Genomic DNA, 19544 nt, shown 5'->3' with positions numbered 1-19544 from the left:
ATAATTGATGGGACATCGTAGATTGGGCCCTTCTTTCATCTATTCTCGCTTATCTGGAAACAAGCCCGGCATCCAACGCTCCGCAAATTTGGCCGGGAAGGCAAGATGGAGTGGTGCCGACACGAACAGGTTCAGTCACAGTGACTTAAGCTGCAGCTTAAGCATCTTGAAAGTGGGTTTCGTCGGACTGTAGGTACATGCCAAACTTTGGCCGACCTTTAATAGCTAACAGCTGCGGTATGGTGTTTGTCGTCCCAGCAAGAAAGGTCATGACTTCGTCAAGCTGATCCGAAGCCGACATATAACTCCAGCCACCCCCGACCCTTGAGTACCAGTAACCTCTCCCAACGACGCATATTACGGCGATCGCCGGATCCGTGTCAGCTTGCTCATCCCACTCACGATACCGCGCAATTTCGGTCTTCCCGTCTAGAGACAAGTCGCTATCGAATGCAAAAAGACACGTTACGGGATACGCTGTATTAGCATTAACGCGTGAAGGGTGGCTTGACCCTTCGAAAAGCGGAAAGTGCTCGGTCATAAGCGTGTTCAGCGCTCTTACTGAGCGCGCGTTGGCGATTGCTTCTTGCAGGTTGCTGGCCGTCAGCTTCGACTTCACCTCAACGGTGTAGACCGCACCCTCAATCGGGAACAAGCCGGTTGAACTGTTGAACAGGGCCGGGGGCATTATGCTAGGTGCATAGAGAATTACGTCTATCTGCGAAGAGGTCTTGCCGTCGTGCGCGACAAGTTGACCAGTTCCTAATCGTACCTCAGGAGGCAACACTGGAACCAGCATATCTGCTGTAAACATTTCACGTGCAGCACCTTTCAATCCTTGATGATCAATGCCTGCTGCGTGTTTCGCATCGCTAATAGCCTTACTTACCTTTCCAAGGAACACATTTCTAAAAACGTTGTTTTCCGATGTGGCCATGCAGGCTCCGTCAATTGGGGAACATAAATATATATGCTAGGTAAAAAAGTAAAAGACAAAATATAGCGCCGAAGCTGAAGTGAACCATGAAACTGCAGAAGAAAATTTTGTGAGTAAATAGGATCTGATTATTGACAACTTTTGCGTTAGGTTCAGAAATGTAGAGGGGCTATGGACATAGCAATTGTATAGTCACGAACGTCCGGCCTCAAAATGTGTGTCGGTGGGTGCGGTGGTGGCGTCGCATCGGTTGAGTCATAAGGATCAGGTTAGGTGCCAAAATTCTCCGAACACTTTGGGCTGGGTAAGTCGCAACACGAGTTAGATTTCGTTGACGTCAGCAACGAGTACGACCTGCCTGTATACGTCGATCCCTATGCCATCGAGATTCGAGACGATATTTGGGCGCGCGAGGCAGCGGGGCAAGTTCGCGTTTTTTTTGGTGAAGTCCTTACTGCTTTAAGGGATGGCGATGACCATCGGGCCGAAGGATTGATGTCTCACCTCAAGGAACCTAAAGAGACCTTCTTGGGAGTATCAAAGGAAGGCCCTAAGGGTCGGGGTGTAGGGCGTCATCAGGCGCACCAACTTATAAGTGCAATCAAGAAAAGCAAGGCATTCCAAACAGGATTGCTTACAGATTTTTCTGAAATGTCGCTATATGTTGAAGGAATTGATCGTGACAAGATGTCCGACCTTACAACGAATATAATTCGGGACCTGCTGGTCAATTATACTCAAGAGCAGTGTGAATTATACGGCATAGAGACTCTGAATTACAACGGTCCGCCGCTATGGGACGCGCGCAGGGGTAACTGGGAAGCTAGGGATGTCAAGTTGCCCTATATCGACGATGACGCGGTTTTACTCGTTCCCAAGTATATCGTTCGCAGACGGCTTTCTCTTGATAGTCAAGAATTCTACAACAAGCAGATAACGGATTTTCTGGTCGCTGAGAATCTACGGGTCAACAGCGCTCTAGTGCAAACCATCAAAGGAAAACGGAAAGTTTTCAAGGGAGATGTTCGGCAGGCGAACCCAAAGTCCAAACCTTACATCGCCGATGTGGTTAGGGATCATCCTGAATTACTTGATCTGTATAAAGAAATTGCGGCAAAGCAGAGCGTAATGCTCGATTTCGGCGATGAAGGGCCGAACGTCACCGCTGTTTGCCAAACTCTGTCTGACAGGTTGCCCAACATCCCCGCTGGCGCCAAACACGCCAGCGAGTACCATTCTCTTGTGCTCGGTGCACTTACAGCCCTGTTCTATCCAGCCCTAATCCTTCCGCAGAAGGAGTGGGATATAAATCAGGGTCGGAAAAGAATAGATATCGTCTACACCAATGCTGCCGACAGCGGGTTTTTCTCACAACGTCGCGGTGATCCGCGTGTCAATGCAAACCTAGTCATCGTTGAGTGCAAAAATTACAGCGAAGATATTACGAACCAGGAAATTGATCAGCTTGTGGGAAGATTTGATGACGATAGAGGTCGGTTGGGAATCCTAACTTGTAGGACGGTGGATGATTCGAAGCGACTATTGGATCGGTGCAAAGACGCTGCTGTACGCGGGAATGGTTATGTGATCGTCCTGACAGACGATGACCTGCGGTCAATGCTCCAGGCTAGGGCGCAACTCAATGATGGGGTCGTCGAGCAAGTCCTTCATTCTAAGTTCAGGCAGCTGCTGGCATAAAGCGAAATGGGGACCACATATATCCCCCGGTCGGCAATGTGATCGCTACAATGTAGCAAGCGTTCCCCGTATTTCGATATCCTCATCGGTCAAGCCCCACTCACCATTCCAGAATATATTGGTACTTGTCTGTTTTTATGCTCAAGAGTCCGTAGATGGCCGCTGAGTTCTAGTCCTTCCCAGAAGGTAGGCATGTCGACCGTGGAATAGCCGTGGTCCCGCGACTCCAGAGCGCCTTGTGGCCGCCTGTTGCCAAGCGAATGTCCTCGACTTGGAGAAATGTGGGGATTGTTCGGACAGGTTGTCGCCTGATCCGTTCACTTGGTTGCTGTTAACGTTTAAGTCGCGTGCGAAGCCGCGCACCATGACGGACGTGCGGCCTAACTATCTCAGGGGCTTTGCCACCGCGCGCTACAAGAGCCTTCCGCCCAGCCTTACGGCTGCTTCCCCGCGAAGGCTCTTTCCGTTTGCACCCCCATTCTCGCCGAAGGGCAGAGGTTCAGCGAGGCTGAATCTCAAACCAACATCAATCAGTGCCATCTCTCAAATTCGACAGCAGGGCGAGCATTTCGGCATCGGAATCACTAGACACGGCGGCAGGCACAGGGGATGGAAGCCCTGGCCGTTTGCTGAGCCAGTCATATTTATCGGGCTTCTCGCGCACATCGCGTAGGTAGCCGCTGAGTTCGGGCCGTTCCCAGAAGTTGGGCATATCGACCGTGAAATATCCGTGGTCGCGAGATTCCAGCAGGCCTTTTTCGCCACCGGTGGCAGCGCGAATGTCTTCGACCTGCAGAAGAGGGCGGGACTGTTCGGATAGATTGTCACCTGATCCGTTGACCTGGTTGCTGTTGACGTTGAAGCCCCGCACCATCACGGACGTGCGACCCGAACGGTGTTCGATTTCTTTCAGAGTGTCGGTGTCGGGTAAGCCCCGGTAAATCGTGTGCGCCACGGCCTTCTTCCAAATTCGGGCCACTTCGCGCCCGTATCGCGCTTCGAGCTGCGCGACTGCGTTTTGAAACACGCCGAGAAAGTTGATTCCGCCCTGGCGATAGAGCGTCAGGATCTCATGGAAATTGCTGACGTAGAGCTGACCCCATTCTTCACCGACGACGAGCGCGCGAAGCGGCCCATGTGCATCAGCAAAGCGTTCGATGATCGCGGCGGTCATTGAGCCGACAAAGGCACGGCTGGTTTCGCTGCGTGCGGTGCCGATGATGAAAAGCGCGGTGCGTTCATACTTCATGTCGGCAGGATCGAAGGAATTTTCCTCCGTCACCGAGCGCGCCGCCGTTCCGGGTTGGAATCCTTGCAGCCGCTCAATGATCACCGACGAGTAGGCACTCCATTGGTCGCGAGATTTTGTAAGGCTAGCGACCTGTAGGCACATGCCTGCATCATCACTCATGCGGCTGTCGCTGGCCCACATGTGCAGATCATTTCTGATCTGTTTTGGATCGCGCCCGAAAAAATCCCACAAGCCGCCTGCGGAGCATGGAAAAAAGCGGGACGGATAAAGTGCGGTTATCTTGTTGTAGAGCGCGAAGGCAGTGCGCACGCCTTGGCCGATCCACCGATGCGCGGGGTTTGGATCGATTGGCACCAGATAACTTGCCGCGTCATAGGCGATTTCGCCAACGATGGATCGCAGTTCAGACTGCTTCGCGATTTCCAATAGCCGCGTGTTGAAATTGTAGCTCTCGGACGGATAGCCGCAGAGCTGTCCTGCATTGATGAAACGTACGCGATAGCCTTGGCGCTCAAGCGTCTTCCACGACACCCAGGCTAGCTCGGCATCCTTTGGGTCGGTCACGATTTTGGTGAGGTGCGCGCTTCTGGGCGACACCAGATTGACGCCCAGAAACCGCGTTAGCTTTCCTTTTCCCGCCTGCGCATCAATGGCAACCGGCTCGGTGCCGTCATAAATCACCGGTTGCCCCCGAAAGAAGCCTAGCTCGATGCCACGCCGAAGGTTGTTGTAAGCGGGCACTGGCAGATTCATAGCAGCCCCGAATCTTTCAGCACGTCTTCATCATCAAGCGTGGCGTGACCGAGTGAACCGCTAGGGTTCGCCTCCAACATCATCTGCAATTGCCGCGAGGCTTCTTGCTCGGCCCGCATTCGGGCAAAACGAGCGTCAGCTGCATCGTCCCACGCCAAGCGCTGCTGGGCGTGGGATTCGAACATCCAGGCAAACTGGTAGAGTTCCATTATCCGTCCGATGCTCATCCCCGTTCATCCTCGTCGTCCCAGCTTGCAAACTTGAACGGATCGGGCTTGGGGAGTGGCGGGGGATCAGGCTGTTCATGCTCCTGCGGAGCAGGCAGGGACGCAGTGGACGAGTTGCTCTCGGACCTATCCTCACGGCCAATCAGGAATTCTAACCCGATTGACCCTCCGACATAGCCGCCGACAATCAGCCAAGACCAAACTTCATCGTCGACATACACACCATAGAGAGCGGCGCAGAAGGCGGTGAAAGCCGGAACGCCAAAGGCACCTGCCACACCACCCATCAGGAAGACCCGCGCGTCATGTGGGGTGACGGTTTCCCCGAATATCTCAACTGGTCGGTCTGCGATCCAGATCACAAGGGCAAGGCCAGTCAAAAAACACGCCACGAGGATTAGCGCAGCGAACAAAATCATCCCAAGGATCAAAACCCCGGCTCCTAGAACGGCAAAGATGACTGCCATTCCAGTGACTTCATCATTTTTTCCAGACATCACATTTCTCCTTTCAAGCGTGATGGTTAGCGCTCAAGCCGAAGCCCCCGGCCACGAGATCTCTCGATCGAGCGGGTCTGCGAGGCGTCAGTTTTCGTGAATTTGAGGTAGCGACCGATTTCGCGCCGCAGTTCCAGAAGCTGCGCGGCTTGCTGTTTGCGCAGGTGGCGAAAGCGGTCTTGGAGCACGGCCCGTTGCGCCAGTTGCTTTTCAACGAGTTGCTGGCGCTCTTGCGCGTGGCGTTCGCGCGTCAGCTGCGCTTCGGTTTCATTGTGTTTGCGAACCGTCTGATAGGTGCCTGTCAGACGATGCCATAGGCCACGAAGGCCTTTGGGCAGACTGGCCGTTCTGGCTAGTGTCTCGTTCGTCCATTCGGATTGTTGACGGTCGGCGAGTGTCAGCCGCGACTTGCGGTGCAGCTGCGTCATCTCTTGCTTGTAGGAGCCCAATTTTGAGGAGCGCTCGTAGAAGCGTTGGCGCGTTTCCTCGATGTGACGACGGACTGTCGGGCTCATAAGTTTGCCGATTTCGCGCCGAGTCTTTTCAACGGCGGGCAGGTCGGCGCCGTCACCCAATCGGTCGCGCAGATCTTTCGCCTTCAGGCCGAGGGCGCGCGACAGCGCATAGACTTCTCCCTGGTGATCCAGGACGACATGGCCGCGCTGGTCACCCTTGGCGAGGAAGAGGCCATTTTCCTTGAGGCTGTTAATGAACGCCTTGTGGCTATCTGAGTTTTTCCAGCATTCCTGAAGCGTCTGCTTCATCCATCTGGGATCGACGCCCTGACGCTTTGCTTGTTGCCATTCGGCGAGAGTGAAATTCGTAGGATTGCGCTCGCGCGAATTTTCAAGACCGCGCGGCATCTTCCAGCCGTGTTCGAGATACAGGTCACGCGATAGGCCAGTGAGCTTCGTCTTGAAGAACGACATCTGACGCGCGGTCATGGTGTCGGCGTCGATCCGCGACCACACGCAATGCGCATGACGGCGGCCTTCCTTCTCATGGAAGACAATCGCGCGCGGCTGATCTTCCAGGCCGAGCCGTTTTTCGGCACGCGTGATCGCTAGTTCGAAGTCCTCGACGGATACGTTCGCGCGTTCCGGAGGGCTGAGGCTAAGAGAGAAAAGATACTGACGGCACTTCGTGCCGCGACTGACAGCTTCGGCTTCCTTGAATGCGTCTTTCAGATTATCGGACGCGAAACCGCGCAGTTCGTGCAGGCTGATATGCTCGTTATCGTCCGTCCGCATCAGGTGGATGGCCAAGTCTTGTCCGCCGCCGCGTTGGGAAGCTTTCAAGATCATGGCGCGACCTCCACCTTGAAGCCGAGCGCGGTCATGAGCAGGCGGCGCAGTTCGCGAACATCGCGCAGCGCCGCGTAAAGCTCTTCTTCCGTTTCAGGGGTCACTGGCAGCACGCCGATATTCACAGCGCGCGCAATCTGGTTGAGATTGTTTGAAAGGTGCGAGCGGCCAAGCAGGGCGAGTGCCCGCGCAAGCGCCTCCCTGTCCTGTATGGTGAGGACCTTCCGCCGCTTGCGCTCCGCCGACACAGAGCCCAGCACTTTGGATTTGATATAAGCCCCCAGCGGAGCGCCCGCAGCCTCAACAGCTAAGCGGGCGCGGTCCTCAGCCGACAAGCGGATGCTAAACGGCGCGGGCCGTTTGGCCTTTATCTTCTCGGTGCGCTCAGCGCTGGATGCGGTCTGGAAATCGGTGCTTAAGGACATGGCGGCACCTGAGGATCATTCGATCTCAGGTGCTTAAGGTAGGTGTTCCAGTCAGCCAAAACCTCGAACAATTCGTTCGCGGCCTCGCCATCAAGGCGCACCAATTTCCTGTATCTGACAGTTCGTCTCATTCCCTGCCGACTCACCGGCTGGTGAAAGCGCGGGGAATCACATCTGTTCGTCGCCCAGATGATCCGGCCGCACCGCGGCGGCAGCAGTGGGACGAAACGCGTGACACCCTTTGATCCGGTACGATTCAACCCGCTGAACGGCAATCCGCTGCGCAACCGCAGCGACGTCGAACGGGCGTTGCGCGACAGTTTCGCGCCGCTCCTGCCCTATTTTTCGCCCGGATCGGCCCGCGTGCGGCTGAGCGCCACCGGCGCGATCTTCCCCCCGGCAGCTGCCGATCTCGAGGGCTTCGCCCGGCCGCTCTGGGGCCTTGTGCCGCTGGCGGCAGGCGGCGGCAGTTTCGCGCACTGGGATCTCTTTCGCCAGGGTCTGGCCAACGGCACCGACCCCGCGCATCCCGAATACTGGGGCGACTTCAACGGCACCGACCAGCGGCTGGTCGAGCTCGCCGCCATCGGCTTCGCGCTGCGCCTCGCGCCGCACGAACTGTGGGCCCCCCTGCCCCAGAGCGCCAAGGACAACCTGGCCGCCTATCTGCTCAAGGCCCGTCAGCAGGAATATGTCGACAACAACTGGAAGTTCTTCCGCGTCCTCGTCGATCTGGGGCTCGAGCGCTGTGGCGTCGATTTCGACCGCGGCCTGACGCGGGAATATCTCGACGAACTCGATGGCTTCTATCTCGGCGATGGCTGGTATCGCGACGGGCCGGTGCGTCGGATCGACCATTACATCCCCTTCGCCATGCACTTTTACGGGCTGATCTACGCCGTGCTGCAGCAGGGCGACGACGCCCGGGCCGCGCGCTATCGCGAACGGGCCGCGCTGTTCGCCGAGGACATCCGGCACTGGTTTGACGCCGATGGGGGCGCGCTGGCCTTCGGCCGCTCGCTGACCTATCGCTTCGCCTGTGGCGGCATCTGGGGGGCGCTGGCCTATGCGGGCGTCGAGGGCCTGCCCTGGGGCGAGATCAAGGGCCACTATCTGCGCCATCTGCGCTGGTGGGCGGCCAGGCCGATCGCCGACCGAGACGGGGTGCTGTCGGTCGGCTTCGGCTATCCGAACCTCTTCATGTCGGAAAGCTACAACTCCGCCGGTTCGCCCTATTGGGCCTTCAAGGCTTTCCTGCCGCTCGCCCTGCCGGAGACCCACCCCTTCTGGGCGGCCGAAGAACTGCCTGCGCGCACCGATGAGCCGCCGCATCCCCTGCCGCATCCGGGCATGGTGATGCAAACGACGCCGGGTAATGTCGTGGCCCTGTCTTCGGGACAGGAGAACGCGCTGATGCGCCACGGGGCGGAAAAATACGCCAAGTTCGCCTATTCCTCCCGCTATGCCTTTTCGGTCGAGGCTGATGAGCGACGCTACGATGCCGGCAGTTTCGACGGCATGCTGGCGCTCTCCGATGACGACCGGCACTACCGCGTGCGCGAAGACAATCTGGACGCGAAAATTGCCGGCGATCTGCTGTTCTCCCGCTGGCAGCCCTGGACCGATGTGACGGTGGAGACCTGGCTACTGCCGGCCGGCAACTGGCATATCCGTATCCATCGGATCACCACACCGCGCACCCTGCACGGCACCGAGGGCGGCTTTGCCGTGGGCCGGATCGAAGGCAGCGAGGACGCCCTGGACGAGGGCGAAGCGCGCTGCGAGATCCGGACCGCGACCGACATCAGCGTCATCCGGGATCTGGGGGCCGGCGTGAAGCGCAAGGGGGTCGCGCGACGAGGGCTGCCCAACACCAACCTCATCCACCCGCGCGCCCTGATTCCGCAATTGCAGGGTCGCATCGGACCAGGGACGAGCATCCTCGCCTGTGCCGTGCTGGCGCTACCCGCCGGGGCCGAGGCGGACGCCGCATTGGCCGCCGTACCCGACCTGCCCGATCTCGGAGAGCTCGAACGCCGCAGCGCCACCGAGGGCATCGAAGTGACGGCGATGAAGGTGAAATAGCGGCAGGTCTGTTGGCCGACTCGTGGGGCGGCTGACCCCAGGTTCGGAACCTTCTCCCCCGCCTGGCCCTTATGCTACGGCAAAAAAACCAAACTTGGGGGCATTAGCAGCATGGCGAGCAATCGGGTAACGATCATCGGCGGACTGGTCGTTTCAGCCGCGCTGCTCGCCGGCTTCGGCATGATCGCCGACGAGGTGGTCGAGGGCGAAACGCTCGTTGTCGACAAGGCCATCCTGATGTGGTTCCGCGACGCTGCTGACCCGTCCACGCCGCTCGGACCCTCGTGGTTCGTCGAGGCGATGCGCGACGTCACGGCGCTCGGCAGTTTCACCGTGCTCGGTATCATCGTCATTGGCCTGGCGATCCAGCTGCTGCTCGCCGGCGCCCGCCGCACGGCGCTGTTCGTCGTGCTCTCGGTGATTGGCGGCACCATCATCAGCACGGTGCTCAAGGCCCTGTTCGACCGGCCCCGCCCCGATCTGACCGGCACGGTGGAAGTGTTCACTGCCAGCTTTCCAAGCGGCCATGCCACCGCCTCCGCCGTCGTCTTTCTGACCATCGGCGCCATTCTGGCCGAGCGCGCCGCGACCTGGGGCCTGCGCGCCTATTATATCGGCTTTGCCGTGCTGTTGACGCTGATGATCGGCGTGAGCCGGGTCTATCTCGGTGTGCACTACCCGACCGATGTACTCGCCGGCTGGTCGATCGGCACGGCCTGGGCGCTGCTCTGCCTGGCGCTCGCCGTCTGGCTGCGCCGTGGCCCGATGGCCAATGAGGCTGAGCCGGAGCCCGTCACCAGCACCGGGGCGACGCGCTGAGACCTCCGTCTCATTGTCAGGCGGCGGGCCGCATGGCATCACCGCAGTCATGAGCACATCCCACACGTTCCGCTGGTCGCATGGCGAGGCCGAGGTCACCACCCTCGCTGCCATGCTGACCGAGTGCAGCTTCGCCCTGCCTTCGGGGCCCTTCAAACCATTTGCCCGGGCACCCTGGCTTGGTACGGTCGACGATCCCTCGATCATCGGCCACCTGCGGGTCCTGTCGGGCGAGTTCGTCTGCCTGCCGATGGGCACCGGCCGACCGATGCCCGAGGCGCCGGAGCCGTGGGCAACGCTGAACGCGGCTTATCCGCCCTACCACCCCATTCACGGACCGGCAGCCGACGTGGACTGGCAGATCACCAGCGCCGACGAGAACTCCGTGACGCTGACGCTCGCCTATCCCGAAGACAGCGCCGTCGAACGGATCGAACGCAAGATCTCCGGCCGGGCCGGCGCCCCGGCGCTGGATTTCACCATGACGGTGTTCGCGCGCACAAAGACCGAGATGTCGCTGGGCCTGCACCCGATGTTCCGCCTGCCCGAACAGCCGGGGCGGCTGCGGCTCGATGCCGATTTCGCCTTCGGGTTGGTCCACCCCGGCCGGCTGCACCCCGGTGACACGATGGAATTCGCGCGCCTCGCTGAAGTGCCGCTGCCAGAAGGCACAGTGGACTTTTCGCACGTGCCGCTGACCCCGAAGATGGACTGCAACGTGCAAATGTGCGGCATGCGCACGCCGCTCACCGCGACCTGGCTCGATGAAGGTGCTGGGATCGTGCTCGACTGGGATCGCGAGCTGATCCAGTCGATGCAGATCTGGCACACCGATGGCGGCATCGGCGGCGCGCCATGGCACAACCAGTTCCGCGCCGTCGGGCTCGAACCGGTGGCGGCCGCCTTCGATCTCAACGACAAGGTGTCGGTGGGCCCCAACCCGATCAATGCGCGCGGCGTCCGCACGTCTGTCGATCTTGATCCGGCGCGCCCGCTGGTCGTCAGCTACAGCGTGACCGCCTTCACCGCTTGACATCGGCGTACCCGCGACGCCTGTCTTGCATGGGCGCGGAGCGGAGGCAGCGATGGCGGGCAGGATCAGGGTCGGAACGGCAGGCTGGGTGTTCGCGCCCTGGCGCGGCAGCTTCTATCCCAAGGGTCTGAAGCAGAAGGAAGAGCTGGCCTATGCCAGCCGGCACCTCACCGCCATCGAGATCAACGCCACCTTTTACCGCCATCAGGCGCCGCAGAGTTTTCTGAATTGGGCGGCGGAAACGCCCGAGGATTTCGTCTTCACGGTGAAGGGCCACCAACTGGTGACCCACCTCAAAAAGTTGAACGACGTCGAAATCCCGCTCGCCAATTTCTTTGCCTCGGGCGTCCTGGCGCTGGGCCAGCGGCTTGGCCCCTTCTGCTGGCAGCTGCCGGGCAATTTGACCTATGACGCCGACCGGCTGGAGCGCTTCCTCGAACTGCTGCCCAGGGATGTCGATGCACTGCTGGCGCTGGCTGGGAAATCCGACGACAGGCTCAAGGCTGAGCCCTATCTGGATGCGAGCGGGGTCACCGAGGTGCGCCACGCCATCGAGGTAAGGCACCCCAGTTTTGCGACACCCGATTTCGTCGCGCAGCTCCGCCGGCACAATGTCGCGCTGGTGACCGCCGACACGGCGGATTGGCCCTATCTCGACCAGACCGCCGATTTCACCTACGCCCGGCTACAGGGCGCTCCCGGCAAGGAGGCCTATTCAGAAACGGAGCGCGACCTCCGCGCCGACTGGCTCGCGGCCCTCGCGGCGGGCGAACAGCTCAAGGACGCACCTTTGCTGACCGACGCCGAGGCCGCGCCGGCGCAGCGAGATGTTTTTGCGTTCTTCGTTTCGACCGACAAGGAACACGCGCCGCACAATGCGATGGCGGTCATCAAACGCCTGGCAGGCAAGGGCTAGCGCGGTTTGACGCACTGTTTATCGCTTGCCGCGTTGATGCGCGCCGGGCGGCGCGCTATCACCGCGCCGCATTCAGGAGCCGACAATGGTCACCAATACGCCTTCCACCACCGCCGGTTCCGTGACCAGCGACCCGGGTTTCCGCGCCACGGCTGCGGGATTTCTGCTCGGTCTTGCGACAATTCTCGGCGCCTGGGGCAGCCAGCTGATCTTCGGCCTCGTCCCCTGCGAACTCTGCCTTGAACAGCGTCTGGCCTACTACTGGGGCCTGCCCGTTCTGGCGCTCGTGCTGCTGATGTGGACCCGCCTGCCGCGCACCGTGTGGATGATCGGTCTCGGGCTCGGCATTGCGATCTTTCTGTGGAGCACCTGGATGGGCGGGTACCATGCGGGTGTCGAATGGGGCTTCTGGCCCGGCCCGACCGCCTGCACCGGCACGGGTACCGAGGTCGCCTTCGAGGATCTGATGAACATGGACAATGTCCGGGTCATCCCCTGCGACATGGTGCAGTTCCGTTTTCTCGGCATTTCGCTGGCGGGCTACAATGCGCTGATTTCGATCGTAATCGTCGCCCTGCTCGGTTGGGCGCTGGCCAAGGGACGGCGCACCTAATCTTCGTCCCCGTCCATTAGTCGGCTGGCATCCCGCGCGCCATGCAAGACGCGCAGAATGACGACTCGCGCGCCTCTGATCTCGTAAAAAATATTGTAGCTGCCCACCACGCGGCGGCATATCCCACGCGAAGCGCGATCCGCGACCACAGGAAACTGCTCTGCCCGTGAAGCAAGTTCGGCCATGGCAGACGTCAGGCGCGCTTCCACGGACTGGGCAGCCCGCCAGTTCTCAGCCGTCAGATAGGCGATTGTATCGATGAGGTCCTGACGGGCCGCTTGGGAGACCTCGACGCTACGCCGCATCATCGGGACGAGTAGACTCGAGCTGCGCGCGAAGCTCTGTCACGACATCCTCCAGTGGAACCGTGCGCCCGGCGTCGACGTCGGCGAGGCCCTCGTCCAGCTTCGCCATCAGTTCGGCCAGCGCCGCCTCGCGCTCCTGCACCAGCCGGACGCCTTCGCGCAGCACTTCGCTCTTGGAATTATAGCGGCCATTGGCGACCAGATCGTCGACGACCGCCTCGAGCGTCTTGCCCAGATCAGCACTGATTGCCATGGCTCCAGCTCCTCTTGCCGCCATCCAATAATAGTTATTGGACACGTGGTGGTAAAGGCTCAGGGCTCGAGCTCGATATCCCAGTACAGGTAATCGATCCAGCTCTGGTGCAGATGGTTGGGCGGAAAGGCCCGGCCATTGTTGTGCAGGTCATGCACGCTCGGCTGATAGGGCGTCTGGTGCGGGATCATCTTGATTTCCCGGGGCATGCGGTTGCCCTTGCGGAGGTTGCACGGTGCGCAGGCCGCAACGACATTCTCCCAGGTGGTCAGCCCACCCTTCGAGCGCGGAATGACGTGGTCGAAGGTCAGATCCTCCTTCGACCCGCAATATTGGCATTGAAAGCGGTCGCGCAGAAAGACGTTGAAGCGGGTGAAAGCCGGATGCCGTGCCGGACGTACGTAGTCCTTCAGCGACACCACGCTGGGCAGGAACATCTCGAAGCTGGGACTCTTGACCAGGCGGTCATAGTTGGAGACCACGTTCACCCGGTCCAGGCAGATGGCCTTGATGGCGTCCTGCCAGGACCACAGTGACAGCGGATAATAGCTGAGCGGCCGGAAATCGGCATTCAGCACCAATGCAGGGCACGATTCTGGTGACACATGGACTGTCACTGGGTGCCCCCGAAACAGGAATCTTCGCCAGTCATGATCACCAATACTGTATGCTGACTATGACACCCCTGTGAAGCATGAATATCGAAGTTAGATCAGACGCCCTGTCCGAGCAGAAAAGCGGTGGCCACGGCCAGGCCGTCCGGTGAAATGCCGTGCCCGGTGCCCGCAGACACATGCAGCGACACATCGAAGCCCGCCGCCTTGAGCTCGGCTTCTGCATCGTGGCTGAGCTGCGGGTCGACCACCTCGTCGCTATCACCATGCACCAGCAGCACGGGCGGCTTGGCGAATTTGCCATCGGCAAAATCCGGCGCGGGAATGAACGCACCTGAAAACGCGATGATACCCTTGAGCCGCTTGTCCATTGCGGTACCGACATTGAGCGCCATCATCGCCCCCTGAGAGAAGCCGACGAGCACCGTCTGCTCCGGACCGAGCCCGGTCTGCTCCCACAGCGCCGCCAGAAAGTCCCGGATCACCGGGGCCGCCTGTTCGGTCCCGGCGATGCGTCCGGCAATCCGGTCACCCGATAGCGGAAACCACTCGTAACCGCCCGGATTGATCGCGCACGGTGCCGGCGCGTTCGGCGCCACGAACAGGGTCTCGTCCATATCACCGGCCCAGTGCTGCCCCAGCGCGATGAGATCGCGGCCGTCACTGCCATAGCCATGCAGCAAGACGACGATCCGTTTCGGCGCCTCGCCATTGCGCGGCGCAATCGCCGGTCCCGAGAGCGTGGTGGTCAAATCAGCAATCCTTCTTTTTTGCGAACGGCCCGATAGTAGCGCCAGAACAGCAGCGCTGCAGCCGACCGATAGGGTGCCCAGCGTTCGGCGCGTGTCTTGAGGGCCCTGGCACTGGGCCGCACCGTGTCACCGTCAGCCCAGGCGACGGCCCATTGTAGCGCGAGGTCGCCGGCGGGGAACACATCGGGATGTGCCGCCGAGAACATCAAATAGAGCTCGGCCGTCCATGGACCGATGCCTTTGAGGCGGGTGAGGGTCGCGATGGCGCTGTCGGCATCAAGCCCGTCGAGTTCGGAAAAGGCGAAATCGCCGCCGACCAGCGCTTCGGCGATGCCGCGCACGGTGCGATATTTGAAGTCGGAGAAGCCCGCAGCGCGGATCTCCGCTTCGCTCAGTTGCAGATAGCCTTCCGGCGTCAGTGCCCCTTCGAGCGCGGCGACCCGACCCCAGATCGCTGCGGCACTGGCTGTCGACAGCTGCTGGCCGGTGACGATACGCGCCAGACCGGCGAAACCGGGTTCCGCCGTGCGGATCTCGAATGACCCCGCCTGTTCATGCACCGTGGCCAGCGCCGGATCGAGCACCAGCAGCGCGTCAACATGCCGGGTCAGTACGTAGGCGGAATCAAGCAATTCTACCGTTGCTCCGCCCTCCATCTGAGATATCGTCACGCTCATGATCCCGGTTCTTCGCTTCGCGCCCAGTCCGAACGGCCTGCTACATCTGGGACACGCCTATTCTGCCTTGATGACTGCCGCCGCCGCCCGCCAGCTTGGCGGCAAGATGCTGCTGCGCATCGAAGACATCGATATTGCGCGCAGTAAACCCGAATTTCGCGACGCCATCCTCGAGGACCTCGAATGGCTGGGTGTGGGCTGGTCCGGCGCGGTGCTGCATCAGTCCGAACGCTTCGACATCTACGAAAGCGCCGCCTCGCGGCTGCTCAGGGATGGCCTGCTTTACGCCTGCTTCTGCTCGCGGGCCCAGGTGGCCGCATCCGCAAACGGCACCGACCCAGACGGCGCTCCGATCTATCCCGGGACCTGTCGGCACTTTCCCGACGAAGTGGCGCTCAAGCGCATCGCCGCGGGTGAGCCCTGCGTCTGGCGGCTTGCGATGAAACGCGCCATCGCCGCTGCGCCGGACCTCGAGATCCGCGAGTTCAGGACCTTCAGGCATGTCGCGGGCGAACTGGTGATGGATGACCTCCAGACCCGCCCGGCCCGGCCGCTCGACTGGGGCGATGTGGTGGTGCGGCGCAAGGACACGCCGACGAGCTATCACCTCAGCGTGGTGGTGGACGATGCGGCCCAGCAGGTCTCGCACGTCACCCGGGGGATGGACCTCTACCGGGCGACCGATGTGCAGGTGCAATTGCAGGCCCTGCTCGGCCTGCCGCACCCGATCTATGCGCATCACGATCTGATCCGCGACGAAAATGACACCAAGCTCGCCAAGTCGCGCAGCGCGCCGTCATTGCGCAGCCTGAGACAGGCGGGCATGACGGCGGCAGAAGTGCGGGCGCAGGTGGGGTTTTAGGCAGCGAGCTGCTGTTCGGCAAAGAACGGCATCGCCGTCGCGCGGACCGCCTCGGGGAGCGGCGTCGCAAAATCCAGCCCGAGCAGAGCGTCGAGCCGCGGATCGCGCAACTCCATCGGATGGTCCCACAGGTAACCCATCTTCGCGACCTCGCGCATGGTCGGATCGACCAGCCCCATCAGCGTGATCAGGACGCGCGGGAAAAACGAGGTCTTCAGCGGCACGGGGGACGCCGCAACAATCGCTTCACCCATGACCTCGGGCGTGACGAAATGGCCGCCGAAGTGGAAGGTTTCGTAGCGCCCCAGCTCGGCGCGGGATTCGGTCAGGGACACGAAGGCCCGCGCCAGATCGGGCAGATAGGCCCATTGATGGCTGACGCCCGGTGCACCGAGCAGCGCCAGTTTGCGCTTGTTCGCCTCGCGCAGCATGATCAGGTCGAACCAGTCGCCGGTGCTGTCGGGACCAAAGAAATCGCCGGCCCGCAACACGAGCACCTGCATGTCGCCGCGCTGTGCGGTAGCCGCATACATGGCCTCGACCCGCTTGCGGATTTCACCGCGCGGCGTCTGCGGGTGCTGCGGCAGGTCCGGCGTCATCAGCCGGTCGCTGGCGGCATAATTGTAGACATTGCCGGGAAACAGCAGCGTCTTGCCGCTACGGCCCATTGCGGCAATGACCCGCTCGTTCTGCGCCTCCATGCGGCCTTTGTCCCATGCCGCATAGGGCAGGTTGAGCCCATTGAACACGACATCGATATCGCCGATTGCGGCGCGCATGGCTTTAACGTCATCGGCATCGCCGGCGATGAAATGAACGCCCGGAATGGGGTGGCGATTGGTCCGTCCGAAACCGGTGACCTCCCAACCAGCCTTATGGAAGGCGACGGCGGCATGGTGGCCGACATGGCCGTTGATACCGAGGATGATGATGCGGCGACGTGGGGTGACAGGATCGGTCATAGCAAAGCTCCGTGTTGATGACTTGAAGCTAGCCCCCACTCTGACGTATTGCGATTGACCAGAAACGACTACATGCCATTCAATTACGTATAGGGCCGAGAGATGCCGGATCCCGATTGGGCGCTGTGGCGCAGCTTTGGCGCCGTTGTCGATCACGGCTCGCTGTCCGCGGCGGCCCGCGCCCTCGGCCTGAGCCAACCGACGCTCGGGCGCCACATCGACGCGCTGGAACACCAGCTCGATGCGGTACTGTTCGAACGCACGCTGACCGGGCTGCGCCCGACCGACACGGCCCTGCGCCTCTACGAGCCGGTCAAGCTCGCCCGTCAGGCGCTCAGCGAGGCCGGCATGATTGCCGAGGGCAGCAGCGCCACGCTGACCGGCAGCGTGCGGATCACCGCGAGCACCGTCACCTGCAACTATGTGCTGCCCGAACTCCTCGCCGACATCCGGGAGGCCTTTCCGCAGGTGGCGCTGGATGTGATCCCTTCCGACACGTCGGAAAACCTCTTGCTGCGTGAAGCCGATATCGCCGTGCGCATGTTCCGCCCGACCCAGCTCGAACTGATCACCCGCCATATCGGCGACATTCCTATCGTCGCCTGCGCCCATGAGCGCTATATTGCCAGGCGCGGCCGGCCGCAGTCGCCGGATGACCTGACCGCGCATGACCTGATCGGCTTTGATCGTGCCGAACTGTTGATTTCGGTCGCAGCGCAGATGGGGTATAAGCTCGCGCGTGACGATTTCGCCTTGCGCTCCGACAGTCAGACCAACATGTGGGAGCTGACCAAGGCCGGCCTCGGCGTCGGTTTTGCCCAGTTGGGCCTGGTCAGGCGCACCCCGGGAATGGTGGTGCTCCTGGGCAATTTTCGTCCACCCCCGCTCGAGGTCTGGCTCACCACGCACCGGGAACTGTTCACCAGCCGGCGCATTCGCGCCATCTACGACCGGCTCGGCGAAGGCCTGGCCCGCTACCTATCGGAAACACCGCCATGAACGTCACCACCGTCGTCACCGTCATCGCCCTCGCCGTCGTGGCGGTCATTCTGTTTCTGGGCCTGTGGAACATGTTCAAGGGCGGCGACGGCAATCGCAGTCAGATGCTGATGCGGGCCCGCGTCATCGCCCAGGGTGTGGCGCTGGTGGTGATCCTTGGCGCGCTCTATTTCTTCGGCCGCGGCACCTGAACCCACCTGTTGATACGCACTTGACCGCAGGCCCGTGAAACCGCAGCCTCACGGCCAGATTCGGGATATCCAATGGTCAAGCTGAACAAGATTTACACCCGCACGGGTGACGACGGAACGACGGGACTCGTGCGCGGTCCGCGGCGCATGAAGTTCGACCTGCGGGTCGAGTGCTACGGCACGGTCGACGAAGCCAACAGCTTCATCGGCATGGCCCGGTTGAGCACTATTTCCATGCCCAAGCTCGACCGGCTGTTCAGCCGCATCCAGAACGACCTGTTCGACCTCGGTTCCGATCTGGCGACCCCCGGTCCCGACCCAGAAGGCGGGCAGGCGGTACTGCGCGTCACCACGGCGCAGGCGGACTGGCTGGAAGAGCAGATCGACACCTTCAACGCCAACCTCAAACCCCTGACCAGCTTCGTGCTGCCCGGCGGCACGCCGCTGGCCGTGGCGTTGCATCTGGCCCGCACCGTGGTGCGCCGCGCCGAGCGGCAGCTGGTCGAGCTGATCAATGCCGAGCCCGACGTCAATCCGGCGGCGCTGGTCTATCTCAACCGGCTCAGTGACATGCTGTTCGTGCTGGCCCGCGTGGCCAATGGCAATGGCGAGCACGACGTGCTGTGGGAGCCCGGCAAGCATCAGGACCTGGGCTGAGCGCATGTTCCTGCCGCTGCATGACCGGAACCCGATCCGCCATGTGGCCTTTCCCTTCGTCAGCTACAGCCTGATCGCCATCAATGTGCTGGTCTTTCTGGTGCAACTGACCCAGACCGGCAGCCCGACGGCCTTCGACGAATTCGCCATCCGCTATGCCACGGCGCCCTACCTGCTGGCGCATCCGGGCGAGTTCGACCAGTTGCCGGGACTGCCCGACCAACTGACGCTGATCACCTATGCGTTCCTGCATGCCGACTGGCTGCATCTCGGCTCGAACATGCTGTTCCTGTGGGTCTTCGGCGACAACGTCGAAGACGCTCTGGGCCATGTGAAATTTCTGATCTTCTACCTCGCCTGTGCGGTACTGTCGGGCCTCGCCTTCGTCGCCATGTCCGGCGGCACCGGCTGGGTGATCGGGGCCTCCGGCGCGGTGGCAGGCGTCATGGGCGCCTATCTGGTGCTCTACCCGCACGCGCGGGTCTATGTGCTCTTCCGCCTGGTGATCCCGGTGCCACTGCCGATCCCAGCGCTGTGGATGGTCGGGGTGTGGATCGCCACCCAAGTTTTCTACGCGGTGACTGCCGGCGAAAGCGACATCGCCTGGTGGGCACATCTGGGTGGCATCGTCGCTGGCGCCCTGCTCTGCGTGCCGCTGAAACGCCGCCAGGTGGCCCTGTTTGGCGGCCGTTGAGGCAATTCCAGCAACCCAG

Annotated in this window: 23 protein-coding genes; 11 read left to right on the top strand and 12 right to left on the bottom strand. The window is 61.2% G+C overall.

Features of this window, described 5'->3' with window-relative positions; translation table 11 throughout:
* Nucleotides 1–157: 157 nt before the first annotated feature.
* Nucleotides 158–937 (bottom strand): DUF6602 domain-containing protein, encoded by a 780-nt coding sequence (locus tag ACN0TK_RS01475; RefSeq protein WP_417307655.1) that lies wholly within the window; start codon nt 935–937, stop codon nt 158–160.
* A gap of 273 nt (nt 938–1210) precedes the next feature.
* On the opposite strand from ACN0TK_RS01475, the gene ACN0TK_RS01470 reads away from it, so the two are divergent.
* A complete protein-coding gene (locus ACN0TK_RS01470; RefSeq protein WP_417307654.1) occupies nt 1211–2635 on the top strand; it encodes a hypothetical protein in 1425 nt (474 codons plus the stop codon).
* Nucleotides 2636–3161: 526 nt separating this feature from the next.
* On the opposite strand, the gene ACN0TK_RS01465 is transcribed toward ACN0TK_RS01470, so the two are convergent.
* The 5 genes from ACN0TK_RS01465 to ACN0TK_RS01445 are packed head-to-tail and all read right to left on the bottom strand — an operon-like array spanning nt 3162 to nt 7093.
* Nucleotides 3162–4640, bottom strand: a complete 1479-nt coding sequence (locus ACN0TK_RS01465; RefSeq protein WP_417307653.1) for a type IV secretory system conjugative DNA transfer family protein — start codon at nt 4638–4640, stop codon at nt 3162–3164.
* Nucleotides 4637–4867, bottom strand: a complete 231-nt coding sequence (locus tag ACN0TK_RS01460) for a hypothetical protein (RefSeq protein ID WP_417307652.1) — start codon at nt 4865–4867, stop codon at nt 4637–4639. The genes ACN0TK_RS01465 and ACN0TK_RS01460 overlap by 4 nt, the downstream gene beginning before the upstream one ends.
* Nucleotides 4864–5364, bottom strand: a complete 501-nt coding sequence (locus ACN0TK_RS01455) for a hypothetical protein (protein WP_417307651.1) — start codon at nt 5362–5364, stop codon at nt 4864–4866. Before ACN0TK_RS01455 ends, ACN0TK_RS01460 begins: the two co-directional genes overlap by 4 nt.
* Nucleotides 5365–5390: 26 nt before the next feature.
* Nucleotides 5391–6668, bottom strand: a complete 1278-nt coding sequence (locus ACN0TK_RS01450) for a relaxase/mobilization nuclease domain-containing protein (protein ID WP_417307650.1) — start codon at nt 6666–6668, stop codon at nt 5391–5393.
* Nucleotides 6665–7093: a hypothetical protein gene (locus ACN0TK_RS01445; protein WP_417307649.1), complete on the bottom strand. Its 429-nt coding sequence runs from the start codon at nt 7091–7093 to the stop codon at nt 6665–6667. Before ACN0TK_RS01445 ends, ACN0TK_RS01450 begins: the two co-directional genes overlap by 4 nt.
* 231 nt (nt 7094–7324) lie before the next feature.
* Between ACN0TK_RS01445 and ACN0TK_RS01440 the strand changes: the two genes are divergently transcribed.
* The 5 genes from ACN0TK_RS01440 to ACN0TK_RS01420 all read left to right on the top strand — a co-directional run bounded on the left by ACN0TK_RS01440 (nt 7325) and on the right by ACN0TK_RS01420 (nt 12559).
* A complete protein-coding gene (locus ACN0TK_RS01440) occupies nt 7325–9178 on the top strand; it encodes a DUF2264 domain-containing protein (RefSeq protein ID WP_417307648.1) in 1854 nt (617 codons plus the stop codon).
* 111 nt (nt 9179–9289) lie between these two features.
* Entirely contained in the window at nt 9290–9997 is a 708-nt protein-coding gene (locus ACN0TK_RS01435; RefSeq protein ID WP_417307647.1) for a phosphatase PAP2 family protein, read from the top strand.
* A 49-nt stretch (nt 9998–10046) separates the two neighbouring features.
* Nucleotides 10047–11030, top strand: a complete 984-nt coding sequence (locus ACN0TK_RS01430) for a hypothetical protein (RefSeq protein WP_417307646.1) — start codon at nt 10047–10049, stop codon at nt 11028–11030.
* A gap of 52 nt (nt 11031–11082) precedes the next feature.
* Nucleotides 11083–11946 carry a DUF72 domain-containing protein gene (locus ACN0TK_RS01425; RefSeq protein ID WP_417307645.1) on the top strand — a complete coding sequence of 288 codons (864 nt, stop codon included), beginning with the start codon at nt 11083–11085 and terminating at the stop codon, nt 11944–11946.
* A gap of 85 nt (nt 11947–12031) precedes the next feature.
* Complete coding sequence (locus ACN0TK_RS01420; protein ID WP_417307644.1) at nt 12032–12559, top strand: disulfide bond formation protein B; 528 nt, start codon at nt 12032–12034, stop codon at nt 12557–12559.
* On the opposite strand, the gene ACN0TK_RS01415 is transcribed toward ACN0TK_RS01420, so the two are convergent.
* The 5 genes from ACN0TK_RS01415 to ACN0TK_RS01395 all read right to left on the bottom strand — a co-directional run bounded on the left by ACN0TK_RS01415 (nt 12556) and on the right by ACN0TK_RS01395 (nt 15160).
* Nucleotides 12556–12864 carry a type II toxin-antitoxin system RelE/ParE family toxin gene (locus ACN0TK_RS01415; protein WP_417307767.1) on the bottom strand — a complete coding sequence of 103 codons (309 nt, stop codon included), beginning with the start codon at nt 12862–12864 and terminating at the stop codon, nt 12556–12558. The genes ACN0TK_RS01420 and ACN0TK_RS01415 overlap by 4 nt on opposite strands.
* Nucleotides 12854–13117, bottom strand: coding sequence for a type II toxin-antitoxin system ParD family antitoxin (locus ACN0TK_RS01410; protein ID WP_417307643.1), 264 nt, complete (start codon nt 13115–13117; stop codon nt 12854–12856). The genes ACN0TK_RS01415 and ACN0TK_RS01410 overlap by 11 nt, the downstream gene beginning before the upstream one ends.
* Nucleotides 13118–13176: 59 nt before the next feature.
* Nucleotides 13177–13734, bottom strand: coding sequence for an HNH endonuclease (locus ACN0TK_RS01405; protein ID WP_417307642.1), 558 nt, complete (start codon nt 13732–13734; stop codon nt 13177–13179).
* Nucleotides 13735–13829: 95 nt separating this feature from the next.
* Complete coding sequence (locus ACN0TK_RS01400; RefSeq protein WP_417307641.1) at nt 13830–14483, bottom strand: alpha/beta hydrolase; 654 nt, start codon at nt 14481–14483, stop codon at nt 13830–13832.
* Nucleotides 14480–15160 carry a DNA-3-methyladenine glycosylase family protein gene (locus tag ACN0TK_RS01395; RefSeq protein WP_417307640.1) on the bottom strand — a complete coding sequence of 227 codons (681 nt, stop codon included), beginning with the start codon at nt 15158–15160 and terminating at the stop codon, nt 14480–14482. Before ACN0TK_RS01395 ends, ACN0TK_RS01400 begins: the two co-directional genes overlap by 4 nt.
* Here ACN0TK_RS01395 and gluQRS point away from each other — a divergent pair.
* On the top strand, nt 15159–16022 hold the full coding sequence (gluQRS, locus tag ACN0TK_RS01390; RefSeq protein WP_417307639.1) for a tRNA glutamyl-Q(34) synthetase GluQRS: 864 nt from the start codon (nt 15159–15161) through the stop codon (nt 16020–16022). The two genes, ACN0TK_RS01395 and gluQRS, sit on opposite strands and share 2 nt — an antisense overlap.
* Here gluQRS and ACN0TK_RS01385 read toward each other — a convergent pair.
* Entirely contained in the window at nt 16019–16984 is a 966-nt protein-coding gene (locus tag ACN0TK_RS01385) for an NAD-dependent epimerase/dehydratase family protein (protein WP_417307638.1), read from the bottom strand. The two genes, gluQRS and ACN0TK_RS01385, sit on opposite strands and share 4 nt — an antisense overlap.
* A gap of 102 nt (nt 16985–17086) precedes the next feature.
* Here ACN0TK_RS01385 and ACN0TK_RS01380 point away from each other — a divergent pair, with 102 nt between their 5' ends.
* From ACN0TK_RS01380 to ACN0TK_RS01365, 4 genes are all read left to right on the top strand, one after another.
* Nucleotides 17087–17983, top strand: coding sequence for a LysR family transcriptional regulator (locus tag ACN0TK_RS01380; protein WP_417307637.1), 897 nt, complete (start codon nt 17087–17089; stop codon nt 17981–17983).
* Entirely contained in the window at nt 17980–18174 is a 195-nt protein-coding gene (locus ACN0TK_RS01375; RefSeq protein ID WP_417307636.1) for a twin transmembrane helix small protein, read from the top strand. The genes ACN0TK_RS01380 and ACN0TK_RS01375 overlap by 4 nt, the downstream gene beginning before the upstream one ends.
* 72 nt (nt 18175–18246) lie before the next feature.
* The gene (locus ACN0TK_RS01370; protein WP_417307635.1) at nt 18247–18831 is read left to right on the top strand and encodes a cob(I)yrinic acid a,c-diamide adenosyltransferase; all 585 of its coding nucleotides are present in this window, start codon (nt 18247–18249) and stop codon (nt 18829–18831) included.
* A 4-nt stretch (nt 18832–18835) separates the two neighbouring features.
* Nucleotides 18836–19525, top strand: coding sequence for a rhomboid family intramembrane serine protease (locus ACN0TK_RS01365; RefSeq protein WP_417307634.1), 690 nt, complete (start codon nt 18836–18838; stop codon nt 19523–19525).
* Nucleotides 19526–19544 lie beyond the last annotated feature (19 nt).

The organism is Devosia sp. (genome assembly GCF_048261455.1).
Lineage (GTDB): Bacteria > Pseudomonadota > Alphaproteobacteria > Rhizobiales > Devosiaceae > Devosia_A.
The sequence above is the reverse complement of the archived record's forward strand: the minus strand, read 5'-3'. Positions and strand labels throughout refer to the sequence as shown.